Genomic DNA, 26,119 nt, shown 5'->3' with positions numbered 1-26,119 from the left:
AATCCTATAGCGTTGTATATTGCGTACGGTTTTTTCGCTATGATCAAAAGCTATTTATCGGTTGCGCTGCGTTACATGGTACGTCATAAAGGTTTTTCTTTGATTAACCTCGCAGGACTTACTTTGGGAATTGCCTGTAGCCTATTGATCACGCTTTTTATCTATGATGAACTATGCTATGATACCTTTCACGCAAATGCCGACAAAACATATCGTGTAGGCTTCCGCGGAACGCTGCAAGGAAAAAAAATTGAATCGACGATGACCGGCTTTCCGTTGGCACCTGCGATTCAAAAAGATCTTGCTGACGTAGAAATGGTAACCCGAATTGCGAGCTGGGCTACCTTTCCGATGCGTTTTGAAGACAAAACTTTCACCGAGCCCAACCTGCTGCTTGCAGATTCTAACTTCTTCCGTTTTTTTAATTTCAAATTGATTGAAGGACATCCAGATAGTGTGCTTCATGGAAAGAAAAAAATTGTCATTTCTGTTTCTGCAGCTCGAAGGTATTTCAATTACCGAGGCGCTGGCGATACAACGCCAATTGGAAAAACAATGGTGCTCGCACAAGGATACACGGCACAAATTAGCGGAATCGCCGAAGACGCTCCTTCAAACAGCCATTTTCACTATAGCTTCATCCTCTCGCTAGACAGCTGGGATGACGAGCCTCACGTCAGTTGGATAACGGGCAAAGTCATTACATATGTCAAACTTAAGGACGGTGTAAACGAAAAAGTACTCACGGATAAACTCTCACAATTTGTAAAACATAACATCACGCAAGAATTAGAAGCAATGCGGCGTGTCAATGTTGATCGCTTCAAAATTCAAGGTAACGAACTTGGTTATTTTTTGCAGCCCTTAAAAAGAATTCATCTGCATTCTCACCTAACAGACGAGATCGAGGTAAACGGAGAAATTCAATACGTTTATTTATTCACCGCTATCGCCGTGTTCATTACACTCCTGGCATGTATCAACTTTATGAACCTTTCTACTGCGCGTTCGGCGAGTCGCGCAAAAGAAGTTGGCGTACGAAAAACCGTTGGCGCACAGAATATACGATTGGTTGGGCAATTTTTACTTGAATCATATTGCTATGTAATCGCTGCGGTTTGTCTTGCGCTTTTCCTCGCACTTGTTTTCATAACACCATTCAACCTACTTACACATAAGCACCTTCATGCCGCGACTTTACTTTCTGCACCTTTCCTGACAATCATCGTGATCTTTGTGGTGGTGTTAGGCGCGCTCGCCGGTAGCTATCCATCATTTTATCTCACCACATTCAGTCCAATCGACGTAATGCGCGGAAGAATAAGAACGCGTATGCGTTCCTATGGCATCCGAAACGCCCTGGTTGTTTTTCAATTTTTTATCTCATCAGGATTAATCATAGCAACGTTAACTGTGTATGATCAACTCCAGTTATTTCAGAAAGTGAGTCTAGGATTTGACAAACGGAATATTATCAATCTATTACATACCAAGAATCTCGGACAAAACGGCGTTGTATTCAAGAAGGAACTACTGAAGCACGATGCCGTTATTTCAGCGAGTTACTGCAACCGACTTCCTCCTAACATCGATTGGCAAGATGTATTTAGCACGACTGCACCTTCGAAAGATTATATCCTCTCCGTATATGAAATGGATTATGATCACCTGAAAACAATGCAATACAAGATGGTGATTGGAAGATTCTTTTCGCAAGAGTTCCCCACCGATACTGCGGCAATCATCTTAAATCAAAAAGCGATAGAAAAGTTGGGACTCGAACATTTTGGGCATCTTCGATTATTCAGTGCTTACGGCGGACCACATGGTGCAGAGAAAGAAGTAATCGGCGTGATGCAAGACTTCAATTTCCAGTCATTAAAAGATCCGATTCAACCCATGGCGATTGTACTCGGGAAACAACCGAATTGGGAGATGGCCGTGCGTATTAAAGATGGGCGCTACGATGAAATCATTTCTTACATGAAATTTCTTTGGAAGAAGTACGCGCCGAATGCACCATTCGAATACACATTCTTAGACAAAAACTTCGAAGCAAAGCATCGTACAGAAAAGCAAATTGGTTTTCTATTTTTCATCTTCACCGCATTAGCGATGGCTATTGCTTGCTTGGGGTTGTTCGGCCTTGCAACGTTTACTGCAGAGCAAAGGATTAAGGAAATTGGGATCCGAAAAGTTGTGGGTGCTACAACGACCAGCATCGTATTAATGCTCAACAAAGATTTTCTACGACTTGTACTCATTGCAAATCTCCTCGCCATCCCAGCTGCATGGTGTTTATTAACGGAATGGCTGTCACAATTCGCTTACCATACTCACGTACAATGGTGGATGATACTGATGGCCTTGGTCACTACAACGGCCATTGCATTTCTATCCATTAGTTTTCAAGCGATCCGGGCTGGCCGGGGCAATCCGGTCAATTCGCTGCGGAACGAATAAAATTCAAAACATCGTAGGGGTATTTCGCGGGGCGGTTGTCTCTAAGCAAACAATCGCACTATGAAAAAACTCCACGCTATACTGATCCTTGTGGCCGGATGGATTCCTGCCTCATTACATGCCCAAGAGATCACCCGTGACCTTCGCTCGTTCACCAAGATTATTGCGTCGCCGAAAATCAATCTTATCCTCGAAAAAGGTGAAACAGAACATATTCGGTTGGTCTATTCGAATGTTGCTGAAGACAAAATAAACATCGAAGTAAAAGGTAGCACCTTACGAATTTACCTTGATGACGCACGAGTAGTTGAAAAAACATATCGGTCTGATGGACGTCAACGCAAAAGCATTTACGAGGATGTGAGCATCACAGCTTACGTGACCTACACCGAGCTCAAACATTTAGAGATACGCGGACATCAAGAACTTACTTGCAAAGATGAAATTGAAGCTAAAAAATTCAAGCTTAAAGCTTACGGCGAGAACGAAATTAGACTCACATCGCTGAAAACAGAATATTTCAAAACAAACTTATATGGCGAAAATGATTTACGCATCCGAGGGGGTGTGGCTGAATATCAGAAGTACAAGTTGTATGGAGAAAACAAGATTGATTCTCGCGACCTAAAAAGTTTTGTTGCAACAACCACCATTTTCGGTGAAAGTAAAATCAAATTGGCGATTCAAGATAAACTTAACGTCAATTCTTTTGGGGAAGCGCAGGTTCGCTATGATGGCGATGCGCGAGTCAACCGTGGGCTCGTTTTCGGGAAAGCTGAGATCCGAAAAATGAATTAAACGATTGGCGGACCGGATACTTCACGGTGTCCGGTTTACTTTTTCAATTTTGAGTACATCGATCATAAATTTTTCCATGGCGCGATATACACCGTCGAAATCTTTGGATGTCATAGCACTACCGATTACATGTGCTCCCGCATTCGGAAAAGCTATCGCTGATTTTAATTCCCTCGGGGTCCCCAACTGCTCGTGCATTTCCAACATCGCGCTCACTTTCACTTCCGGATCTTGTGATCCTTCATCTTTATAGTAATACAAGGTGAGTGACGGTTGTTTTACACGCGAAAATGTATTCTTGGTCATGGTTGTTTCCAGTAGTTCCTCAAGCTGCGTAAGCGACTCTATACGATACTTCTTATTCCAATATTTAGCGTGTTCCGGTGAAGCGCCTGTCGTTCTATACCGATCACCAAGAACCGTACGTGCTATATACAACCCATAAGGATCATTCAACAAAAAGGCAGCACCATCGTTGATTGCAATGTTGGGTGAAAGATTGATTAACGCGTGCACGTCTTCAGGATATTCGGCCGCCAACTTCAACGCCAACGTTCCTCCAGTTGAAGTACTCAACACGATCACCTTATCCCCGATTTGTTTTGCAATTGCAATGGCCTGCTTGGCACTTTCCCAAGAACGATCTGCGGAATAGTACAGCAATGTCTCGGTAGTATCTACACCGTGATCAGCAAGTCGCGCAAGGAATAAGTTACATCCGAATGCCTTCGCAAGATTTCGATGCGCCGGCTCTCCTTCCATTTTACTCGCAGAGAAGCCGTGAAGGTATACAATGCCGTACGCAGTTTTCGTGCGACTACTGTCAACCCAAACAATCTCGGCTTCATTGCCTGGCTTGATCTTGTGCTTTGCATCTTCCGCACGTACAAATCTCTCCAACGCGACAGGGTCAGACGGTAGCGAAGGTTTTGTCAAGATATATTTCGGTTCCTCAGGCGTTGGTCCGAGAAAATAAATTCCTACCAATACAAGAATCGGAAAGGAAATTTTCATGAAGCGCTTAGATGTCATGCTCGTCATTAATGATTCGAATACAAATTCATTTTACAATCTCCCACTGCGGGTTTAAAATAAACGGTACGCTGTCACCGACTATTGTTTGTACAATTTCACCCGTTGATACATCAAAAGACCTAAACAGAAGTTCGCCGCTCACAGACAACTTTCTACCTACCATATTATTTTTCCAGTGGTCAATTCCGTCGAGGTAGTATCGTGCACTATCGGGTAACGAGATTACGACAGCACCTGCTTTACAATCGACCGCCATGCCTGTTACGGTTATGTTTTCACCAACTTGGCAAAACAGCATCGTGATTAGATTAACGATCGGCATATAAGAATATTTCTTTCTTACAATTTAGCTGATGTTATCGTGGATTGCAATGCCGCATGCGTATCGCTCGACACACAACGTATGATGATTTCGTTACGCTTTCGCTGATATCACCTTACGAACGGGCCGTGGGTCGTATTTAAGGCATCTTCAAGCCAATGTGGATTGATCAGCGCCATGGATGTGGGAAGGTGTTCTGTTGGAAAGAACTTAACCGCCATCGTCTCCTCGTTTGAAACATTTTTTGGGATCGCGGTTAGCAATTTTATTTCAAAGTATGTCGTTACGAAATGTACGATACGTTCATCATAATGATACGTTGCCGAATTTGGCGCAGAGTAAACGCCAATCAATCGCACAATCTCCGCCTCTGCATTCACTTCTTCTTTTATTTCTCTTAAAATCGCGTCTCTTACTGATTCACCAAATTCAACATGGCCAGAAATAATCGACCATTGTTCGACATCTCTTCTTTTGTGAAGTAGAACCTCTCCTGCTTCATTAAATATCACCGCCGCTACGGCTGGACGAATTTCTTTATTCATAACATTCACATCAAAATCCGAAGCGAAGACCTTGCTTTACAGCCTTTGCATATTTCTTTTTATCAAAACGATATAGATAGGGTGCTTTATGAGCGCCGCCAGTCTTGCGTTCTTTTAACCGTTCTAAAATTTTTAACGACAACATCTTCTTTTGGAAATTTCTGCGATCGAGTGTTTTATCCAACACAGTTTCGTAAAGACGCTGAAGCTCGGGCATCGTAAATTTCTCAGGCAGAAGATTGTATCCGATCGGGTGATCATTTAAACTTCGCCGCAATTCTGCCAATGCTTTACGCACGATATCCTGATGATCGTAAATGAGTTTCGGAAGTTTATGTATGTCTACCCATTTACATTCTTCGCTGAGCCAATCTGGTTGCGGGCTTACTTTTGAATATTCTACCAACGCATAATAACCAATCGTGATAAATCGTTCCATGAGCCACTTACCGCTTTTGCCTTGTATGCTGAGCAGCTCTTTATTCCGATCTCGAAAAGGATCACCAAAAGCATGGAATTGTTGAAGAAAAATATCATCGAGTCCCGTACGATCTTTTAGAATCCGGGTGGCCGAGTCATCGACGGCTTCATTTTTTTTTACAAATCCCCCCGGTAAACACCAGTGCCCACCGTCTTTCCATTTCAGTAATAATACTTTTAGCGAATCGTCGTGAAATCCAAAGATGACGCAATCAACAGAAAGATGACGAAGATAGAGGCGTTCACCCTTCGATACGAATTCTTGGAAGTCACGAATTTTCTTCATCATCGTAAATATCGAAAAAGCAAACAATTGTAAGCACGACTCTACCTACTTTCTTTAGGGCACATCATTGTGTTTGTTCAACACAATAATTAAAAAAATCCCTTGCATCATCGACATTAGCCGTCTAACTTGCTTGCATCCAATTCGAAACCAAACATTTCCATGAAGCTTTTTTTGCGAACATTATTACTCACATTACTTTGTGCTGCTGGTGCTGCTGCACAAACGCTACCCTCAGGACCTCAGGTGGTCACTTTTTTTTCTGATGCCGATGACACTGAGCAGCCTTATGGCTTGTACATACCCAAGAACTACGATGCCAATAAAAAATATCCGTTGGTCATCATGCTTCACGGCGCGGGTTCAAATCACCGGTTAGCACTTCGCCGCGTATTCGGAAAGAGTAACGCTGCTGGTGAGACCGATGTAGAAGCTACACGCTACTTTCCCGAGTGGAAAGATGTTGATTACATTGTTGCATCGCCGTACGCACGCGGCACGGCAGGGTACCAAGGCATAGCCGAAAAGGATGTGCTCGATGTTCTCGCCGATGTAAAAAAGCGATTCAACATTGACGAAGATCGTACATACCTTACCGGACTTTCTATGGGCGGTGGCGGAACATTGTGGATCGGCATGACACGTCCTGATATTTGGGCAGCCATCGCACCAGTTTGTCCTGCGCCACCCAACGGTACAGACGCACTGATGATGAATGCACACAACTTACCCGCTCATTTTTTTCATGGCGATGCAGATCCTGCTGTGAAAGTAGACATCTCGAGAACATGGGTAAAAACCTTACAAGAGTCTGGCGCCACAGTCGCGTATGCCGAATACCCGGGCGTATTTCATGACAGCTGGGTTAATGCATATAAAGATGGATTCATCTTTGATTGGTTCAGCAAATTCAAACGCAACCTATTTCCAGATCAAGTGAAATATGCGACAACGCAATACAAATTTAATCACGCTTACTGGATTACTATCGATCAGCTTACACCCGGTACATTAAACTCGATCGATGCAAAGTTCACCGACGTAAATAAAGTTACCATCACGACCAAAACACTGAACGGTTTTACACTGACACCAGATGGCCACAGCAAATTCAAAAAAAGTGAGCCACTCGAAATATTGATCAACGGAAAAAAAATAAAAGCTCCGGCGTCGGCGGTATTCCACTTCAAGTTTGAGAATGGCAAGTGGTTATCCGGCAAAATACCGAGTGAAGCAACTTCAAAAAAGCAAGGCGCAGAGGGTCCAATCAGCGCCGCATTTTCGTCTCGTCATATCTACGTTTTTGGTACGGGTGGTAATCCGTCCCCCGAAGAACTCAAAAATCGTGTAGCGCTTGCAAACCAAGCCGCCAATTGGTCCGAGTATAGAAATGCATTTTTAGGACGCATCATGTTTTTCCCGCGCATTGTTGCCGATCGCGAAGTGCGACCTAGTGATTTAGAAAGTAGTAATCTTATTTTATTCGGCACGGCGGAAACAAACAGCGTCATCGCAAAATACAGCGACCGCCTCCCGATAACGCTCAACAATAATGCGTTAAGCGACCATGGTCTATTCTACGTGTTCCCGATCGACGGACATTATGTTGCCATTAATTCCGGATTGCCTTGGTGGACGAATGTGCAACCGCAAGGATTTCCATTTCTACCTGCGCCATATCTTTCGCTCGGCGGGTTTAAAGATTTTCTTCTTTTCAAAAACTCCGGCGCGAATGTTATTGCCGATGGCTACTTCGATCACCAGTGGAAGTTCGATGAGAACGCGACAAAAAAATTAAAAGACTCTGGCGCGGTTACGATTAAGTAAAAATTCTGATCAACGCTATCAGATAGTCGATACAGGTTTAGAAAGGCTGGTTATGGTGACCAGCCTTTTTTTATTGTGCGGTTCCGAACAGTAAAGTCACGCGGTTCGAACATCACCACAATAGGATGTTGCGTTTTCGATGAGTAATGCAACTTTTAAAAATTAGTCTGGTCTTTGCATAAACGATTGCTTTAAAAAGTAGTATCACCTCCTACTACCGCTAAATGTAAACCGATGATTAAGAATTATCTAAAAGTAGCTATCCGTTCTATTTTCAGGAACAAGCTCACCGCATTTATAAACATCGCAGGTCTTGCACTGGCCATGGCTTGTGCGCTCCTCATCTTTCTTTTCATCGCCGATGAAATGAGCTATGAGAAATACCATGCGAAGGCAGATCGAATATATCGTGTTACCAGAAGCTTTCATTCACCTGAAGGAGATGTGAGTTTACACCTCGCGAATGTTGCGCCACCAATCGGTCCACTCTTAAAAAATGATTTCGGTGAAATTGAAGTACTCGCGCGCACACTGAACTATGGCGGACTGGTGATCGGGCTTGAAGAAAACGGCGAGCTCAAAATGACAAACACGGAAAACTTCATATTCCTCGCAGAACCTTCTATCTTTAAAATCTTCGATATCGAAATTACTTCTGGCGATCGTGAAAAAGCACTTGAACGACCATTCACACTTCTACTTTCGGAACGCACAGCGAAAAGATATTTTAATGAAGCCAATCCTGTAGGGAAACGACTACGCGCTAATAATCAATTCGATCTTGAAGTAACGGGTACCTTTAAAGATTTACCTGCGCAATCGCATTGGCATCCAGAATTTTTGATCGCTTTCAGCACATTAGAAAATGATCAAGTGTACGGCAAAGCGGCGTTGGAAACCAATTGGGGAAACAATGCCTTCGGTACATACATGGTACTACAACCTGGAACCGATGCACAAAAGTTGGAATCGAATTTTCCGGCTTTCATGAACAAACACTTTGCAAGTTACGTGAAGGCTAACTTCGGCGCTCCGGCAGATTTCGATGCATCAAAAACCACCTCACTCTATCTACAAAAATTAACAGACATTCACCTGCATTCACATCTCGATGATGAGCTGGAAGCGAATGGAAATATCAACAATGTATACATGATGGCTGTGATTGGTTTGTTTATCATTTTGATCGCCTGCTTTAACTTTATAAACTTATCAACAGCCCGCGCCACGAAACGAGCAAAAGAAGTGGGACTACGCAAAGTCGTTGGTGCTTTTAAAAATCAACTGATTGGTCAGTATCTAAGCGAATCCATCCTGATCGCATGCATGGCACTCGTTCTTGGGCTCGTTATCGCTCGCATGGGACTTTCATGGATGAACGCCTTCACGAGTAAAACAATCGCGCTAAATTTAGCCGAACAACTACCACTTTTTGCCGGACTTGTAGCCTTCGCTGTAATCGTGGGCATCCTTGCTGGGATATATCCTGCATTTGTGATCTCTTCTTTTAAACCTGCGTTAACGCTGAAAGGCAAATCGAATTCAACAGGCGGAAAAGGTAGTATCAGAAAAATTCTAGTCGTAGCACAGTTTAGCATTTCAATCGTGCTGATCATCGCTACGCTGATTACGTTCCAGCAACTCGACTTCCTAAATAATCAAAATCTTGGTTACAATAAAGATCAAGTGATCACACTCCCTTACTATAATGAGGTGGCCGAAAACTATGATGCATTTTACAACGAACTGACGAAGTCGAGTGCGATTGAAAATGTAGGACGATCATCACGCGTACCAACGGGGAGACTACTGGACTCCTACGGAAACCCAAGAATTACGAAAGGTGACAGTCTCGTGAACCTCACCATTAATCTAAAAACAATCGTTGCTGATCATGAATTCTTCAAAACGTACGGCATTGATTTGGTGGCCGGAAGAAATTTTAACCGGTCTATTCCAACAGACGACTCACTCGCTTTTATTATCAATGAAAAGGCAGCGCAAGAAATTGGGTGGACAAACTTCGAGACAGCCATCGGACAAGATTTCCAGTACAATGGTCAAAAAGGAAAACTGATTGGTATCGTCAAAGACTTTCACTTTGAATCACTTCATCAACATATTGTTCCGATGATATTCTTGCCACTCAACGGAAGTTACAATACGATATCGATCGCGATCGCGGGGACCAATACGCGCACGGGCATCGACCATGTAGAAAAAGTGTGGAAATCGTTTCTTCCTGCGCGCCCATTTGCTTATCAGTTTATCAGTGAACGATACAAGAACCTCTACGAAGCCGAACAGAAACAAAGCCAACTCTTTACCACATTTGCATGCCTTGCCATCTTCATCGCGAGCCTCGGATTGTTTGGCTTGGCAACTTTCAACACCATGCAGCGCATTAAAGAGATTGGTATTCGAAAAGTACTGGGAGCATCCGTTCCCAATATTCTGGGCTTGCTGTCGAAAGAGATCATTATCCTTATCGCCGCTGCGAACGTGCTCGCTTGGCCCGTGGCATATTATTTTACTGAAATGTGGTTGAGTTCATTCGCCTATCACATCGACTTCGATGTGCTGGCATACATCATCGCTGCAACGGGTGCGATACTGCTCGCTTTATTAACAGTGAGCGCGCAAACTATTAAAGCGGCCATGAGCAATCCAGCCAATACACTGCGGTATGAGTAGGAAATGGAATTTTAAATATGCATCAAAAAAAGCGTCCGTAATGACGCTTTCTTTGTTTTAAGCCAGCGACGAAAATAAAAATGTTAGTTCAGCTGATTAATCAGTATATTGTAAGACACCTGATCTAAACTAATGACATCCGCACACAACCTTACGCTTACGGATCCTGTTTTCAATCCCCACATTGCCTATAATCGCTTTGATAAGTTTTGGATTTCTAGACTGAAGGATGAACGTGATCTCCCTTTCGTCTACCTCACCATCAAGATCACAATCTTCATGCTGCCCCTTGGGATCTTGTTGTTCATACCATCGATCACCGGATGGCTTTGGTGGGCAATCGTTTTTGCCTATCACTTCGTGAACAACTTTGTTTTTAAAGGTCCCTTTGGATTAATGCTGCACTGCACGAGTCATCGGCCTTGGTTCAATGAGAAGATGAACTGGATGAATCATTACCTGCCTTGGGTGGTGGGGCCTTTTTTCGGTCAGACACCCGAAACGTATTCAGCACATCACCTGGCGATGCATCACCGTGAAAATAATCTAGAAGACGACTTGAGCTCAACCATGCACTATCAGCGCGATAGTTTCGTGGGATTCTTAAAATATTTCGGCAGTTTCTTTTTCACCGTTATCCCAACATTGGCACTTTACTTCGACAACAAAGACCAATTGAAGTTGAGAAATCGTGTAATTCGAGGAGAGCTTTTCTTTTGGTTGGTTTGCGGCGCACTTTGTTTTGTACGCTGGCAAGCAGTGCTGGCTGTATTCGTGATTCCGCTTTTGATTTCACGCCTGATCATGATGGTCGGAAATTGGGCGCAACATTCATTCGTCGATGCTGATGATCCTGGCAATTTCTACAAGAATAGCGTCACCTGTATTAACACGAAATACAATAACAAATGCTGGAACGATGGATACCACATCAGCCATCACATCAAGCCTAACTTACACTGGACATTACACCCTGAACATTTGCTCACCAACATCAACGAATACGCAGAGAACAAAGCTTTGGTATTCGAAGGAATTCACTTCCTGCATGTGTGGTGGTATTTGATGACAAACAATTATGAATCGCTGGCGAAACGTGTAGTCAACTTGAATGGAATGTTTTCCTCGCAAGAAGAGGTTATCGCATTGATGAAGGCGAGGACGCGGAAGATAGAACGTTAGCGTGTAAAGGTGTTACCGGTTTCCAGTGGCCAGTTTCCGGTGTTGGTTATCGACAAATGCAGAGACAAAAAAAATCACAGTCAATAATTGACGGTGATTTTTTTATCCTTATGATATTACGGGTAAACTGTATTCACTACTATTAACTGATAACAGTTAACCGATAACTTCCAAACCTAACGTTTGCTTCCGCCCCACTTGCCGCCTCTAGAAGAAGATGAAGAACGTTTACCGCCACTGCTTTTTCCGCCGCCTTTACCGCTGTAGCCGCCACTTTTTCCGCCACCAGAATATCGGCCTTTGCCTGAACCCGATGACGAGCGACTTCTGCCTGACGACTCTTTGCGTTCTGTAACTTCAACTCTGATCTGTCGACCTTCAATGGTTACGTTTTCAAAGCCCTTCAAAATCTCGTCTGCTTTTTCCTTTTCTATTTCAAAAAACGAATACGCACCTTTCAAATCGATCTTACCAACATAGCGCTTTTGAACGCCGCAATAATCATCGAGCATTTCCAGCAAGCCAGGAACATCGATGTTATCCATTTTACCAACATTGATAAAGAAGCGCGTACCAGTCGAGTAACGATCCTCACGTCCATCCTCAGCTGCGCGTTTGAACTCTTGATTCAAATCCGGCGCGTTGCGATAATAATCTAAGAAACGGTTAAACTCGATCGATGCGAAACGCTTGATCAAATCATTCTTCGTGATATCCTTAAACTCTTCGTAAACCGCAGGCAAAAATTCTGCAATCTCTTCTTCGTTCACTTTCACTTCATGCACCTTATGCATCAAGTTCAACAACTGCTTTTGACAAACTTCCGGGCCAGTAGGTACGAGCATTTTTTTGAATGGTGACTTCAACGTACGTTCAATCTGTTTTACTTTGCCCAACTCATTTCTGTTGATCATCGCGATTGAAACGCCTTTCTTTCCGGCACGTGCAGTACGACCACTACGATGCGTATAGAATTCCATTTCATCAGGAATGTTCAAATGAATCACGTGTGTGATATCATCGACATCGATACCGCGCGCTGCCACATCGGTAGCAACAAGGATCTGTAATGTTCTGCTTCTGAACTTCATCATCACACGATCGCGTTGCTGCTGCGTGAGATCACCATGAAGCGAATCAGCATTGTAGCCATCCTTCATCAACATCTCAGCAACTTTTTGCGTGTCAATACGTGTGCGGCAAAAAATCAATCCAAAAATATCAGGTGTGTAATCGAGGATACGTTTGAGTGCAAGATGACGATCACGGTCCTGAGTAACAACATAACAATGTTCGATGTTCTGATTGCCCGTGTTTTGTTCACCTACCGTGAGCTCAAAAGGATTACTCATGTAATTCTTCATGATCGCACGGACTTCCTTCGGCATTGTTGCAGAGAACAGCCACGTATTTTTATCATCTGGTGTGAACGCGAGAATTTTATCAAGATCTTCTTTGAATCCCATGTTCAACATCTCATCGGCTTCATCCAACACAACATACTTGATGGTGTCGAGCTTAATGGCGCGGCGGTCGATCATGTCGATAAGGCGGCCCGGTGTAGCGACGATAATCTGCGCACCTTTCTTCACCTTACGAATTTGCTCGCTGATGCTAGCGCCACCATAAACGGCAACGATGTTGAAGTTTTTGAATTTCTCAGAGAAGTTCTCCAAATCACTGGCAATCTGTAAACCTAACTCACGTGTGGGAGCAAGTACGAGCGCCTGAGTGTCTTTGCTTTTGTCGTCAACTCTATCGAGTAGTGGTAGGCCAAAAGCCGCAGTTTTTCCAGTACCGGTTTGGGCTAGTCCGACAAAGTCTTGACTTCCGGTGAGCAGCACAGGAATAGCTTTTTCCTGAATTGGTGTTGGTGTTTCAAAGCCAAGCTGCTGAACTGACTCTACCAACCCCTGAGATAGCCCCAGGGATGCAAAAGATTTCATTATGAATTTTTAATTGAGCCGCAAAGGTACGTTTTAATAACCACATTATGGCATCAACTTCAAAAGTGACTAAGCCCAGATCGTTGTTTTCAATCACATCCCAACATTATACGGCGATCATCGCCATTTACGATCGAATGGCCCAGTAATTCTAAACTTCTCGGTCAAATTCAGCGGACCATTCTTTAAATTCTTCTTTATATTCACGGCCGCAGAGCGGACTGCAATCGTCTGTTCACACTAAAATCGTCAATATCATACATCATGAAACTGAAACAAACATGGCGCTGGTTCGGACCAAACGACCCAGTTTCGCTTCAAGATATCAAGCAAACCGGAGCCGAGGGAATTGTTACCGCGCTACATCACGTGCCACATGGCGAAGTATGGACCATAGATGAAATTAAAAAGCGTCAAGCTGAACTGAAATCGGGCGGCTACCATTGGGACGTTGTCGAAAGTGTCACCATCCACGAAGATATCAAGACGCGCTCAGGCGACTACAAAAAATACATCGAACAATACAAAACGTCGTTACGCAATCTTGGTGCATGCGGTATCGAGATTGTAACGTACAATTTTATGCCCGTTAACGATTGGACGAGAACAAACCTCGATCTGATTATGGCCGATGGATCGAAAGCCCTTTACTTCAATTGGTTCGACCTCGCCGTGTTCGACATCTTCATCTTGAAACGAAAAGGGGCCGCAGATAACTATAGTTCAAAAGTGGTAGCCGAAGCTGAAAAACGATTTAAGCAATACACGCCCGAAGAACTGGAAGCCCTTACTGGAATTATTATGTTCGGCATCCCCGGTGAAAAGAAAAGTACGCTCGAAGGCATGCGACAAAAGCTCGCGTTATATGATGACATTAACCATAACGCGCTTCGAGAAAACTTGAAATATCTTCTCTCCGAGATCACACCGGTAGCTGCTGAATGCAACATCAATCTTGCCATACATCCAGATGATCCTCCATTCGACATTCTCGGATTACCACGTATCGTAAGCAACGCCAGCGATCTCGACTTCATTTTGAAAGCTGTTCCGATAGACAACAATGGAATTTGTTTTTGCACCGGATCGCTTGGCGCAAATCCTGAGAACGATCTTCCAACGATGGCACGAGACATTGGAAAGAGAATTCACTTCGTTCACCTCAGAAATACAAAGCGAGATGAAGATGGCAACTTTTTCGAAGCAGACCACTTGGGTGGTGACACTGACATGTATGCTGTGATGAAGGAAATTTTAAAGATTCAGCAAACGGTAAAAAATAAAATTCCATTTCGACCCGATCACGGACATCAAATGATGGACGACCTGAACAAAGTAACAAATCCCGGATATTCGGCTATTGGCCGTATGCGAGGTCTTGCAGAGTTACGCGGATTGGAGTTGGGAATTTGTAGAGAGAACGGATGGGAATGAAGCTTAATCGTTAATAGTGAAAGCGAATAACGAGATATTGTAGCAGTCTTTACATTGGTAAGAGGTATTATCGATCAAGATTTTTTTTACACAGAGACGCAGTGACGCCGAGGTTTCGCGGAGAATTCGCTGATGCTTCTGTTGTATAGGAGAAAATTATAATATATTTGCCGCTCAATCAGGGGGATTAGCTCAGCTGGCTAGAGCGCTTCCATGGCATGGAAGAGGTCATCGGTTCGACTCCGATATTCTCCACAAAAAACAGGCTGTCTCAAAAGGCAGCCTGTTTTATTTATAGTGATTAACGATTAACTAACCAACAGCAGCCGCATTGTCTCCAGAACAAATTCACCTCGCTACTACTGAATCTGATTCTTGTCAATCAAATCTTTAAATGCTTTGCGATAGGTATCGCTAATTGGAATCAGTGCTTGTCCGATTTGAATTTCTCCTTTGTGAACGGCATCGATCGCGTGAAGGGCGACAATAAAAGAATGGTGTACTCTGATGAATTGATCTGCCGGAAGTTGTTCTTCCAATGCTTTCAACCGCTGAAGACTTACAACCTTCTGTTGTTTCGTATGGATTGTAACATAGTCCTTCAACCCCTCAACAAACAGAATATCTTCCCACCTGATCTTTACAAGTTTGGTACCGTCTTTCACGAACACAAAAGGTTGTGATGGTAATGACGATTCACTGCCAATGTCCTTCGTTGTTGCTGGTGTTGGTCCTGCGTTGGCCCGTTGTGAGGCTTTATCTACTGCACGTAAAAAACGTTCGAACGTAATGGGTTTCAAAAGGTAATCTACCACGTCGTGCTCGTATCCTTCCAACGCGTATTCAGAATAGGCTGTGGTGAGAATGACCAATGGTTTTTTATTCAACGCTTTTAGCAGCGACAGCCCAGTAATCTCTGGCATTTGAATATCGAGAAACAATAAGTCTACGTGGTTCTTTCGTAAAATCTCTATTGCCTCTAGCGGATTCGCGCACGCGTCTATCAAACTTAAATAGGGTACTTTTCTGACATAGTCAACCATGAGGCTGCGAGCCAGTGGTTCATCTTCAACAATGACGCAGGTTAAGTTCAAGACAACATCAATTTTAATTCTACGGCGTAAGATTTCTCCGTCTCGTGCACCGTTAATTGATGACGCTCCGGATAACTTAAAGCTAATCTACGTTGAACATTTTGTAATCCAATGCCTGATTTTTCGCCTGTTTCCGTAGCACTTCGCTGAACTTTGCTGTTATCGACTGTAAACACGCAAGTGTTGTTTTCCACCTTCACAGCGACGTTTACCCATGCATCCTTACTTGTATTCGACACGCCATGTTTGAATGCATTCTCCAAAAAAGTAATCAATACGAGGGGCGTGATCCATACGTCATTCACATTTCCAGTAATCTTAAAATCAATCGGAATTTGGTTGTTGAGACGTAGTCGTTCAAGGCTGATATAATTCTGCATGTACTCTAGCTCTTTCGATAATTGCACCCGTGGTTGATTGGTGTCGTAAATCATGTAACGCATCATCTGCGACAGTTTCGCGATGATCTCCGTTGTATTGGGTGATTGTGAATATGCGAGATAGTATAAGTTATTGAGCGTGTTGAAAAGAAAATGAGGGTTGATCTGCGCTTTTAAAAAATTCAACTCTGCCGTGAGCTTCTCGTTTTCAGACATTTTTTGTTTCGCATCGAGTTCAAACCACTCGACAGCAAAGCGAAGCATGCCCACAAAAATGGCAATGAGAAACGTTACGGCAGAAACTTGAACGATGAAAAAACTTGAATAGAAGTAATCGGTTTTGTGATGATGACCGTCTACCAGCCAACGTTGCAAATGAACCCGCGCCGTAATGAATAAAGCAAAAGGCACAGCAAATTCTATTAAATAACGCCAAAGGTTTTTGTGCTTCAGAAACCGCGGAAACACGAAGAAATAGTTAAAGTAAGCGACGGCAGCGGTGAAAAAAATTTCAATGCTCAACCCCGACAAAGTCCTGCCCCAATCGACGTGGTTATCGCGACGGGTCTGCCACTGGATAAATTGATAAAGTGTAAACGAAATGTATACAGCCCAGTGCGAAAGGTGTACCAACAGTACACGATGACGTTGGAGAAAAAATTGCATAAAAACAAAGTAGACATGTAAATGTACGGAGCTCATCCTTGAACAGGCATGTTTCTGATGAATTTTCTACCGTTAACGGAATTCTATCGACCATTCCGTTTGCGACGCTATACCTTTGAGTTGTCGAATAATTTACCGGAGAGTCGAATCAAATGCCCCAACAATCTAATTGTAAATAGCAATCGCCAACTAACGTGCAATTTTGCCGTATGAATCCGTGAAATCGAATCGTGAGTAGTAGTCCACCTAATTTTAACATGAAACATTTTTTACCATTCTTCGCATTGATGATGTCTTGCGCTGTTGTATCGGCCCAACAATCGGCCTTCAGTACCGGCACTACCTCATCTACAACTACTGGTGTTACGCCAAAAGGAAATACAAAAATCTCTGGCCAAGTCCTAGATTCTTTGTCCAGTAAACCAGTCGAGTTTGCAAACGTAGCCCTCATCGACGTCGTCACCAAGAAACCTGTTAACGGGACTGTTTGTGATGCTGACGGAAAATTTACCATCACTAAAGTTGCTGAAGGAAACTATTCCATCGACATTTCTTTTATCGGGTACGAAACAACCACGATCGGCAACATCAGCGTTGAAGAAAAAAAGAACGAGATCAATCTCGGCACGATCACTTTAAGAATGAAAGAAGAGATCCTCAAGGAAGTTGTCGTTGAAGGCCAGAAAGCAATTATCGAAGAAAGAGTTGACCGCACTGTTTACAATGCTGAGAATGATCAGACGGCGCGCGGTGGCGATGCAACAGATGTATTAAAACGTGTACCCATGCTGTCTGTTGACCTTGATGGAAATGTGTCGATGCGTGGAAGCTCGAATGTTATGGTGCTTATCAACAATAAGCCATCAACAATTGTCGCGTCAAGTGTGGCCGATGCCCTGAAACAAATTCCAGCAGATCAAATCAAATCAGTCGAAGTAATTACGTCTCCTTCTGCGAAGTACGATGCCGAGGGTACAGGTGGTATCATCAATATCATCACCAAGAAAAATACCTTGCAGGGTGCTACACTCAACGTGGACGCCGGTGTTGGTTTGAGAGGATCGAACCTCGGCTTAAATGGAAATTACCGCACGGGCAAGATGGGATTTTCCCTCGGCGGATGGGGTCGCGCGAACTATAATGTAAATGGTCGCTTTGAAAATGAACAGACGTCCCTTAACGATGGAAACACAACCGTAAGTTCTCAGAAAGCTGATACACGAAATCAAGGTCTCTTTGGGAATTATACCCTCGGTTGGGATTATGACATCAATGAAAAGAACTCACTCGCCGCCTCTGTAAGACTTGGTGCTCGTAACAACAATTCATGGCAAGATGATTTGTACAGCCAGAATTTATTCAACAATACGTCATCATCGTCATTACAGAATGTGAAGACCATCGATGAGTCCAATAACGTCGATGTGAATTTGACTTACACGAAGACATTTGAAAAGCCGCAGAAGGAATTTAGCATCCTCGGATCATATAGCAGAAACAATCGTAACAACGACTTCACCAGACGTACGCTGGAAGTTAATGAAGCGGCGGCGCTATCGGGTATCAAAAACAATAACGATAGTTACAATGAAGAGATGACGATTCAGGCGGATTATGTTTCTCCGATCAACACCAATCAGATTGTTGAATTTGGCGCGAAGAATATCACGCGAAAAGTATTCAGTGATTTTAAATACGCAGAAGACCCTGAAGGTGACGGAAGCTACACAACAATTGTTGATGCTATCCGATCAAACAATCTGAACTACAATCAAAATGTGACGTCAGGGTATCTTTCTTATACATTGGCGATGCAGAATGGTTATAGTATCAAGGCCGGATCGCGCTATGAGTATACAGTAATCGATGCCTACACCAAAACAGAAGATGATATTGACATTCCAGCTTACGGTGTGTTCGTACCGAGTGTAAACCTGTCTAAAAAGTTGAAACAAGGCAACATGATCAAGGCTTCCTATAACAGAAGAATTCAACGTCCGTCTATTCAATTCCTCAATCCTAACATACAAAACTCGAACCCGCTAAGCCAAAGTGTTGGTAATCCTCAATTGGATCCTGAATACACCAATAACTTTGAAATTTCTTACAGCACATACATTAAGGGTACTTCACTTAACTTCTCTACGTTCTGGAGAAATACGAATAACTCCATTCAAAGTATCAGAACACCAAAACTGCTTTTGTCAGGACAAGAAGGTATCGAGACAACTTACGCTAACATCGGACAAGAAGACGCATATGGCTTGAGTACGTTCGCGAACGTAAACATCGGCAAGCTTTCATTGAATGGAGGTTTTGATGTGTATTACTCGATGCTGGATAATAATATTGAAACCAATCCCGATGCGGGCGCTTACAGTGCAAGCAACGAAGGATGGGTAGCCAGTTACCGACTCTTTGGTAACTATAATCTGAGCAAAGGCTGGGGCTTTCAATTCTTTGGATTCTATCGTGGTCGCCAAGTACAATTACAAGGCTATCAAACAGGTTTTGGAATTTACAGCTTAGGACTGAAGAAAGATTTCAACAACAAGAAAGGCAGTGTAGGATTTGGCGCAGAGAACTTCTTCACACCAGCATTTAAAGTAAGAGGTGAATCGTCATCGCCAGTATTCGAACAGAAAAGCTTGAACGTGTTTCACAACATGAGTTTCCGTGCAAACATCAGCTACCGTATTGGTAAAATGAACATGGACGCTAGACCGAAGCGCAGAAGATCGATCAACAACGACGACTTGAAAGATGGTGGCGGCGACGGTGGCGGTGATATGGGCGGTGGCCAACAACGTGGCGGAAATTCAAGTGGATTTACGCCTCAAGTAACGCCAAAAGCTAAAGCGCCTGCGGCGGCAACTGCAAAACCAACAACGCCTGGCGACTCAACCGCGGTTGTGAAAGCTGAAGGTAAATGGGCCTACACCATCGAGTCTCCACAAGGTGGCGAAGGGGTTCTTACAATCACGAAAGAAGGTGAACAATATGCAGGAACGATATTCAACAAGCGTTTCAATTCAAACCTTCCCTTAACGTCAGTGACTGTTTCAGGTAATGAACTCTCCTTCTCTTACCATGTTTCGTTTGGCGGAAATGAGATGGACATCATGGTTAAAGCAATTATCAATGGTGATGCCTTTAGTGGCAACATGGCTGTTGGACAATTCGGAACATTCCCGATCAACGCAACGCGCGAACCTTAAACGTATCTTGGTAAAAAATAAAGAGGCTGTCTCAACAATTGAGGCAGCCTTTTTTATTATTCCGCATTGCTTATACTACTACAATATCGCGGCATCGTACCCGCTTGGCTGTGATTGATGCTGAACTCGACGTCATTGCAACATCATCACATGGTCCGTAATCTAATGCAGTGGTTGCTATCCTATAAGAGACCTCACGCTTTTGATAATCTGTGGATCGACGGTTCTGAGCATATACTCTGAACCTTCGTCGGATCCCATTCCCGCGATGTTTGGATTTTTATATTGCATGGCACCCGGGCGACATGCCACTGCCGAAAAGTGTATTTCGCTAGCTTTCGTTTTTGCTACTAGCTCTTTTACGTTACCCTCATTCACGCCAGAACCCGGCATAATAATAATTCTTCCTGCGGCTTTCTCTACGAGTTCCGCAAGAAGCGAAACGCCTTGGATTGCCTTTGCTTGATGTCCAGAGGTAAGAATGCGATCAAAACCAACTTCAATACAATCTTCAAGTGCTTCGAACGGATCACGTGTCATATCGAATGCGCGGTGGCAAGTAACTTTTAACGGGCGCGCTTTATCGATCAACTCCTTACAACGTTTCTTATCGAGTGTTCCATCTGCATTTAAAATGCCTAACACAATGCCATCAACACTCAACTTCTGACACTGGGAGATATCACGTTTCATGGCGTGATATTCGTAATTGGAATAATGGAAATCGCCTCCTCGTGGGCGAATCATCACATAGACATCAATACTCACATTTTGACGAATAGATTCAATGGTGCCATACGGTGGTGTGATGCCGCCTTCGCCGGGACTTGCACATACTTCGATACGATCCGCTCCCCCTTCTTGCGCACGTAACGCTGATTCTATGTTGTAGACTACAATTTCGATCTTCATGCAAACTTGCTTTTACCGTCGTATAGATTATTTCCGGAAATGTCGTGTACAGCGTAAGTAAATCCTTTTTGCAAGCAGTAGGCACCGTATTCACCTTGCTTGTTCAACGCTAGAAATCCGACTTGAACTTCTTTTGCTTTCTTGGGATTCTTTGTCGCGATGCGCTCAACGGCCAGTCTACACGCATCTTCCGGTGAATTCCCTTGACGCATCAACTCCACTACAAGATGACAACCGACGATCTTAATCACCTCCTCACCTACGCCAGTTGCCGTTGCTGCGCCTATTTCGTTGTCGACGTAGAGACCAGCACCAATGATGGGGGAATCTCCGACGCGACCGTGCATCTTAAACGCCATCCCACTAGTCGTACACGCCCCCGATAAATTTCCAGCGGCATCAAGCGCGATAATACCAATGGTGTCGTGATTTTCAATGTTGGCAACAGGCTTGTATTCCGCTTTCTTCAACCATTCGCGCCAAACCTTCTCCGACTCTTTCGTTAATAGTTTTTCTTTTTTGAAACCATTGGCCAATGCAAACTGCAGTGCACCATCACCAGACAACATCACGTGTGGTGTTTTTTCCATTACTAATCGGGCAACAGAAATAGGATGAACGATATGTTGGAGATAGGTAACTGCACCACAGTTTCCATGCTCATCCATGATGCACGCATCTAAGGTAACTTTACCATCACGATCAGGCAAACCTCCCAGACCAACCGATGTTTCCTTGGGATCACCTTCGGGCACACGCGCTCCTGCCTCAACGGCATCAAGTGCACGCCCATTCTTCGAAAGAATTTTCCATGCTTCAACATTCGCGGCCATGCCAAAATTCCAAGTCGACAGCACGATAGGCTTCGATGCCGACGAGTTTTTTTCAATAAGTTTTGGCGCTGCTAACAACGACGTACTCAGCGCCGCTGTTTTTAGAAAATCTCTTCTGGTAGTCATGGCCGTCGGGATTGTTTGTTAAAGATCGTCGTTCCTCAATTCAATATTCAAGTATAGAAACAGTTTTTGAAACTTCTCAGTACACACGAGAACACGATGCTATAAAACAAAAAAAGGAACTCTCGTGGAGTCCCTTGATATCGTTAGCGCGTAAACGTGCTTATAAAATAACGCGGCGTGCGCCACGAAAACGCTTCTGATAATATTCTGCGTAAAGGTTGGTTTCAACCACACCCAACGAACTTGATGCATGAATAAACTTCACGTTGTCTTTACCCTTGCATTCGGTAACAAGGCCAACATGTGTAACACGTTTACGTTTTTTTCCTGTTGCAAAGAACACAAGATCACCAGGCTGTAGATCACTCATCTTAATCTCCTCGCCAATTTTGCTTTGATCTTCTGAGCTACGTGGTAAACTCACCTGAATTTCGCGAAACGAATTCAACAATAAACCAGAGCAATCCATGCCAGACCGGGTTGTTCCACCGTACTTGTAGGGCGTTCCTAAAAAGCTTCTCGCTGTAATGATAACTTTGTCGATTTTCTCTTCACGCACAGGCATGGAGCGATGTGACGCACAAGAGAGCAAAAAAACTGATGATATAACAAAGGCCGCGAGACGAAGCTTTTGCTTACTTTTAATGCCGAAAAATTGCTTCATAACTTAGATCAAAAAGTTTCCAAATATACCAGATTCATGCCATTTGCAGAAGTTTCGACCGACATCATTACCCAATTTACGGCCATCGTGGGCAACGAAAACGTAATTGTTGACGCTGAAAAGCGGTTTGCCTACTCGCACGATGAAACTGAAGATTACTCTTTTTTACCTGATGTCGTGCTAAAACCAACTACGCCGGAAGAGATCAGCGCCATTATGAGGCTCTGCAACCAACACCATATTGCGGTTACACCTCGCGGTGGCGGAACAGGATTGAGTGGCGGTGCATTGCCCATTGAAAAGGGAGTTGTTATCTCGATGGAACGTTTCAATAAAATCATTTCGATCGATGAACTCAATCTGCAAGCGACAGTAGAACCCGGCGTCATCACCGAAGTTTTTCAAAATGCAGTTAAAGAGAAAGGATTATTTTACCCGCCTGACCCTGCCAGCAGAGGTTCGTGCTTTATTGGTGGCAACGTTTCTGAAAATAGTGGTGGCCCGAAAGCGGTGAAGTATGGCGTAACCCGCGATTACGTTCTAAACCTGGAAGTCGTGCTTCCTACAGGCGATATAATTTGGACTGGCGCGAATGTTCTAAAAAATTCTACAGGCTACAACCTCACGCAATTGATGTGTGGCAGTGAAGGAACATTGGGCATTATTACCAAGATCGTTTTCAAGCTACGCGGTCTTCCTCAAAAATCCGTGCTGTTGCTAATGCCTTTCGTCACCAATGAAGAAGCATGCAAAGCGATCGCAGAAATCTTCCGTGCTGGCATTACACCTTCAGGCATGGAGTTCTTTGAACGCGAAGCGGCAATGAAAACGATTGACTATTGCGAAAAGATTTACGCTGCAAAAGTTACAACTCAGTTCCCAGAAAATATGGATGCCTACCTTCTCTGCGAGCTCGATGGCAACGATGATGAAGTGCTCATGCGTGATGCTGAACGTGTAATGGCCGTCGTCGAAAATTTTCAGGCAGGAGAAATTCTATTCGCGGATTCTGAACTACAAAAAGAAGAACTGTGGAAGATCAGAAAAAATATTTCACCAGGAGTACAAGCTTATTCGCTTAACAAAGCCGAGGATGTTGTTGTACCGCGCGCCAACCTACCGAAATTGATCGTCGGCATCAAACAGATCGGCCATCGTTATGGTTTTAACTCTGTTTGCTACGGTCACCTTGGCGATGGCAACCTGCACATCAATGTATTAAAAGAACAAATGAGCGACGAAGATTGGAATACAAAAGTGAATGACGGTATTGCGGAAATCTTTTCGCTCGCGGTAAGCCTCGGAGGCACACTGTCAGGCGAACATGGCATTGGCATTGCCAAAAAACCGTTTATGAATATTGCCATGCGAGAAGCAAATCTTCACGTGATGCGCGGGATTAAAAAAGCATTTGATCCAAACGGCATTCTCAATCCCGGTAAGATTTTCTAAATTCACAACCATGCAGCTTATCCTCATCATTATCGTCGTTGCACTTGTAGTGTATATTCTGTTCAAGGCAGCAAAAGTCATGATTAAAGTCGTCGCCGTATTAGTGATCCTTCTTGCCGCATATTTTACCAATCCAGATATCGATGCACACCGTGACGCGGCTATTGTAAAAGCTTCTCATGAAGAGATTGAACTCGCCCGGCACGATATTGCAACGAAGGACTTAAAGATTATTTCCTTCACAGAAAGTCCAAAAGGAATTATTGGTGTTGGTGCTTTTACAAAGGTGTGGATATTTAGACTATAAGAACAAATCATAGCACCATCCTACGGAATACATTTAAGTACATTAGCAAAATATGAAAAAGATCGCTCTATTCATTTTCATCGTAAGTTGTTTCATGGCTTGTCAAAAAGCAAAGGTTAAAGAAGAGATAAATCCTGACACTGAAAAAGAAATAAAGCTTACCGCCGACGCTGTTGTGGCTGACAACGAATTAACAGCAGAAGAAAAGGATGCCGGATGGAAATTACTTTTCGATGGAAAGACACTCGACGGTTGGCGCATGTATAAAGATAAGGAGAACAACAGTTGGGAAGTTGATCACGGCACATTGCATTGCAAAGCGTTCGAACCAAAAACTGCGGAGAAAAGAGCAGACCTTATCACGACAGATCAGTATGATGACTTCGAACTATCCTTCGAATGGAAAATTCAAAAGCAAAGTAACAGCGGCGTCATGTTCCGGGTGCGAGAAGATTACGAAGAGCCTTACGCTACAGGACCGGAGTATCAAATTCTCGACGATGTTGCCTATGCCGATGTACACGAAAGTAATTTCACAGGATGCTTATTTGGAATGTACGCCGCCGGAAAAAAAACGCTCAATCCGGTTGGTCACTGGAATCAATCACAAATCTTGAGCAAGAACAATCACGTTGAACATTGGCTTAATGGAGAAAAAGTGCTGCAATACGACATCAATTCTCCCACATGGAACGAGGTGAAATCGGCAAGTAAATGGAAAACATTTAGCGATTACGCAAAAGCGGAAAGCGGGCACATCGATCTACAAGATCATGGCAACGAGGTTTGGTTTAAGAACATAAAAATCAAAACAAATTGATCGCCGTATCATTCCATCCGATAACCACAAAGCGAGCTGTCTTCGGGGTCGTTCTGATGGAATGTTTGATTATTCTTCACGCTATTGTCGCGTATGATCACGCCACCGAGGTTTGGCAAGCTATCGCACGTTTATCCGGACGATTATCGCTTCTTGTATTTAGTGCCATCTTTGTTTTAAAAGGAAGCACATCATCGCAGTGGCTGCCTCCAAGAGCCTTTTTTGTTTTCGCTATCGCGCATGGCATTCATCTTATTGAACTGTTGATATATATTACGCTGTCGCAACGCGAATTGATTCCGATTCGACTTGCAGGAGGATTCGTGGCTTACCTCATTGTATTTGTGATGCCCTGGATTGAACATCAATTTGAAAAGGGGAAACTATCATCATCTGCGATGGAAATCTATGAGAACGTAAGTCTGTATTACATTTGGTTCATCTTTTTGATGGCTTACATCCCGCGCGTACTTGGAAAACTTCCCGGCGTCGGTGGAAACATGATTGAGTTCATTACTTTGCTCGGCATTACACTGGCCATTTTCGTTTGGCGTTTCACCCGGCAGATACGCAATTACATCGTCAAAAAGTAAAGCCGCTTGAAAAGCATTCGGTAATTGCCACGCAGCTGTTGT

21 protein-coding genes and 1 tRNA gene are annotated in these 26,119 nt (G+C 43.6%); 12 read left to right on the top strand and 10 right to left on the bottom strand.

Translation table 11 applies throughout. The annotated features are described in order from the left end of the window. Positions 1-39: 39 nt before the first annotated feature. Together DQQ10_RS14140 and DQQ10_RS14135 are read left to right on the top strand one after the other, a co-directional pair. Entirely contained in the window at positions 40-2,463 is a 2,424-nt protein-coding gene (locus DQQ10_RS14140; RefSeq protein WP_112747520.1) for an ABC transporter permease, read from the top strand. A gap of 60 nt (positions 2,464-2,523) precedes the next feature. After that, positions 2,524-3,261, top strand: coding sequence for a GIN domain-containing protein (locus DQQ10_RS14135; RefSeq protein WP_112747519.1), 738 nt, complete (start codon positions 2,524-2,526; stop codon positions 3,259-3,261). Between the two features lie 21 nt (positions 3,262-3,282). Here DQQ10_RS14135 and DQQ10_RS14130 read toward each other — a convergent pair whose 3' ends face one another. From DQQ10_RS14130 to DQQ10_RS14115, 4 genes are all read right to left on the bottom strand, one after another. After that, on the bottom strand, positions 3,283-4,275 hold the full coding sequence (locus tag DQQ10_RS14130; RefSeq protein WP_112747579.1) for an alpha/beta hydrolase: 993 nt from the start codon (positions 4,273-4,275) through the stop codon (positions 3,283-3,285). Between the two features lie 46 nt (positions 4,276-4,321). Further along, the gene (locus DQQ10_RS14125; protein ID WP_133259650.1) at positions 4,322-4,552 is read right to left on the bottom strand and encodes a hypothetical protein; all 231 of its coding nucleotides are present in this window, start codon (positions 4,550-4,552) and stop codon (positions 4,322-4,324) included. 176 nt (positions 4,553-4,728) lie between these two features. Continuing rightward, on the bottom strand, positions 4,729-5,163 hold the full coding sequence (locus tag DQQ10_RS14120) for an NUDIX domain-containing protein (protein ID WP_112747517.1): 435 nt from the start codon (positions 5,161-5,163) through the stop codon (positions 4,729-4,731). Positions 5,164-5,173: 10 nt separating this feature from the next. After that, positions 5,174-5,932, bottom strand: a complete 759-nt coding sequence (locus tag DQQ10_RS14115; protein WP_317047942.1) for an NUDIX hydrolase — start codon at positions 5,930-5,932, stop codon at positions 5,174-5,176. 159 nt (positions 5,933-6,091) lie between these two features. On the opposite strand from DQQ10_RS14115, the gene DQQ10_RS14110 reads away from it, so the two are divergent. From DQQ10_RS14110 to DQQ10_RS14100, 3 genes are all read left to right on the top strand, one after another. Beyond that, a complete protein-coding gene (locus tag DQQ10_RS14110) occupies positions 6,092-7,756 on the top strand; it encodes a carboxylesterase family protein (RefSeq protein ID WP_112747516.1) in 1,665 nt (554 codons plus the stop codon). A gap of 234 nt (positions 7,757-7,990) precedes the next feature. Then, a complete protein-coding gene (locus DQQ10_RS14105) occupies positions 7,991-10,450 on the top strand; it encodes an ABC transporter permease (RefSeq protein WP_112747515.1) in 2,460 nt (819 codons plus the stop codon). Positions 10,451-10,582: 132 nt separating this feature from the next. Beyond that, the gene (locus DQQ10_RS14100; protein ID WP_112747514.1) at positions 10,583-11,632 is read left to right on the top strand and encodes a fatty acid desaturase family protein; all 1,050 of its coding nucleotides are present in this window, start codon (positions 10,583-10,585) and stop codon (positions 11,630-11,632) included. 176 nt (positions 11,633-11,808) lie between these two features. Here DQQ10_RS14100 and DQQ10_RS14095 read toward each other — a convergent pair whose 3' ends face one another. Continuing rightward, positions 11,809-13,578, bottom strand: a complete 1,770-nt coding sequence (locus DQQ10_RS14095; RefSeq protein ID WP_112747513.1) for a DEAD/DEAH box helicase — start codon at positions 13,576-13,578, stop codon at positions 11,809-11,811. A gap of 264 nt (positions 13,579-13,842) precedes the next feature. Here DQQ10_RS14095 and uxuA point away from each other — a divergent pair, with 264 nt between their 5' ends. Together uxuA and DQQ10_RS14085 are read left to right on the top strand one after the other, a co-directional pair. Next, the gene (gene uxuA, locus DQQ10_RS14090; RefSeq protein ID WP_221409732.1) at positions 13,843-15,012 is read left to right on the top strand and encodes a mannonate dehydratase; all 1,170 of its coding nucleotides are present in this window, start codon (positions 13,843-13,845) and stop codon (positions 15,010-15,012) included. 181 nt (positions 15,013-15,193) lie between these two features. Next, a tRNA-Ala gene (locus DQQ10_RS14085) sits at positions 15,194-15,267 on the top strand. A 104-nt stretch (positions 15,268-15,371) separates the two neighbouring features. Here DQQ10_RS14085 and DQQ10_RS14080 read toward each other — a convergent pair. Further along, a complete protein-coding gene (locus DQQ10_RS14080) occupies positions 15,372-16,106 on the bottom strand; it encodes a LytR/AlgR family response regulator transcription factor (RefSeq protein WP_112747511.1) in 735 nt (244 codons plus the stop codon). Then, positions 16,103-17,152 (bottom strand): sensor histidine kinase, encoded by a 1,050-nt coding sequence (locus DQQ10_RS14075; protein ID WP_112747510.1) that lies wholly within the window; start codon positions 17,150-17,152, stop codon positions 16,103-16,105. Before DQQ10_RS14075 ends, DQQ10_RS14080 begins: the two co-directional genes overlap by 4 nt. A gap of 257 nt (positions 17,153-17,409) precedes the next feature. Here DQQ10_RS14075 and DQQ10_RS14070 point away from each other — a divergent pair, with 257 nt between their 5' ends. Continuing rightward, the gene (locus tag DQQ10_RS14070; RefSeq protein ID WP_245970414.1) at positions 17,410-20,370 is read left to right on the top strand and encodes a TonB-dependent receptor domain-containing protein; all 2,961 of its coding nucleotides are present in this window, start codon (positions 17,410-17,412) and stop codon (positions 20,368-20,370) included. 177 nt (positions 20,371-20,547) lie between these two features. On the opposite strand, the gene DQQ10_RS14065 is transcribed toward DQQ10_RS14070, so the two are convergent. The 3 genes from DQQ10_RS14065 to DQQ10_RS14055 form a co-directional block, all read right to left on the bottom strand. Further along, positions 20,548-21,282: a copper homeostasis protein CutC gene (locus tag DQQ10_RS14065; RefSeq protein ID WP_112747509.1), complete on the bottom strand. Its 735-nt coding sequence runs from the start codon at positions 21,280-21,282 to the stop codon at positions 20,548-20,550. Next, entirely contained in the window at positions 21,279-22,241 is a 963-nt protein-coding gene (locus tag DQQ10_RS14060) for an isoaspartyl peptidase/L-asparaginase family protein (RefSeq protein ID WP_112747508.1), read from the bottom strand. The genes DQQ10_RS14065 and DQQ10_RS14060 overlap by 4 nt, the downstream gene beginning before the upstream one ends. Positions 22,242-22,401: 160 nt before the next feature. Further along, the gene (locus DQQ10_RS14055) at positions 22,402-22,905 is read right to left on the bottom strand and encodes a C40 family peptidase (RefSeq protein WP_112747507.1); all 504 of its coding nucleotides are present in this window, start codon (positions 22,903-22,905) and stop codon (positions 22,402-22,404) included. A 36-nt stretch (positions 22,906-22,941) separates the two neighbouring features. On the opposite strand from DQQ10_RS14055, the gene DQQ10_RS14050 reads away from it, so the two are divergent. From DQQ10_RS14050 to DQQ10_RS14035, 4 genes are read left to right on the top strand one after another with little or no spacing between them, the layout of a single operon-like run. Then, entirely contained in the window at positions 22,942-24,357 is a 1,416-nt protein-coding gene (locus tag DQQ10_RS14050; RefSeq protein ID WP_112747576.1) for an FAD-binding oxidoreductase, read from the top strand. A 10-nt stretch (positions 24,358-24,367) separates the two neighbouring features. Then, positions 24,368-24,664 carry a hypothetical protein gene (locus DQQ10_RS14045; protein ID WP_112747506.1) on the top strand — a complete coding sequence of 99 codons (297 nt, stop codon included), beginning with the start codon at positions 24,368-24,370 and terminating at the stop codon, positions 24,662-24,664. 52 nt (positions 24,665-24,716) lie between these two features. Beyond that, the gene (locus DQQ10_RS14040; RefSeq protein WP_112747505.1) at positions 24,717-25,484 is read left to right on the top strand and encodes a 3-keto-disaccharide hydrolase; all 768 of its coding nucleotides are present in this window, start codon (positions 24,717-24,719) and stop codon (positions 25,482-25,484) included. Beyond that, positions 25,481-26,077 carry a hypothetical protein gene (locus DQQ10_RS14035; protein WP_112747504.1) on the top strand — a complete coding sequence of 199 codons (597 nt, stop codon included), beginning with the start codon at positions 25,481-25,483 and terminating at the stop codon, positions 26,075-26,077. Before DQQ10_RS14040 ends, DQQ10_RS14035 begins: the two co-directional genes overlap by 4 nt. The last annotated feature ends 42 nt before the right edge of the window (positions 26,078-26,119 follow it).

The sequence above is a fragment of the Pseudochryseolinea flava genome (genome assembly GCF_003286915.1).
GTDB lineage: Bacteria > Bacteroidota > Bacteroidia > Cytophagales > Cyclobacteriaceae > Ohtaekwangia > Ohtaekwangia flava.
This window is presented reverse-complemented; position numbering and strand designations above follow the sequence as displayed.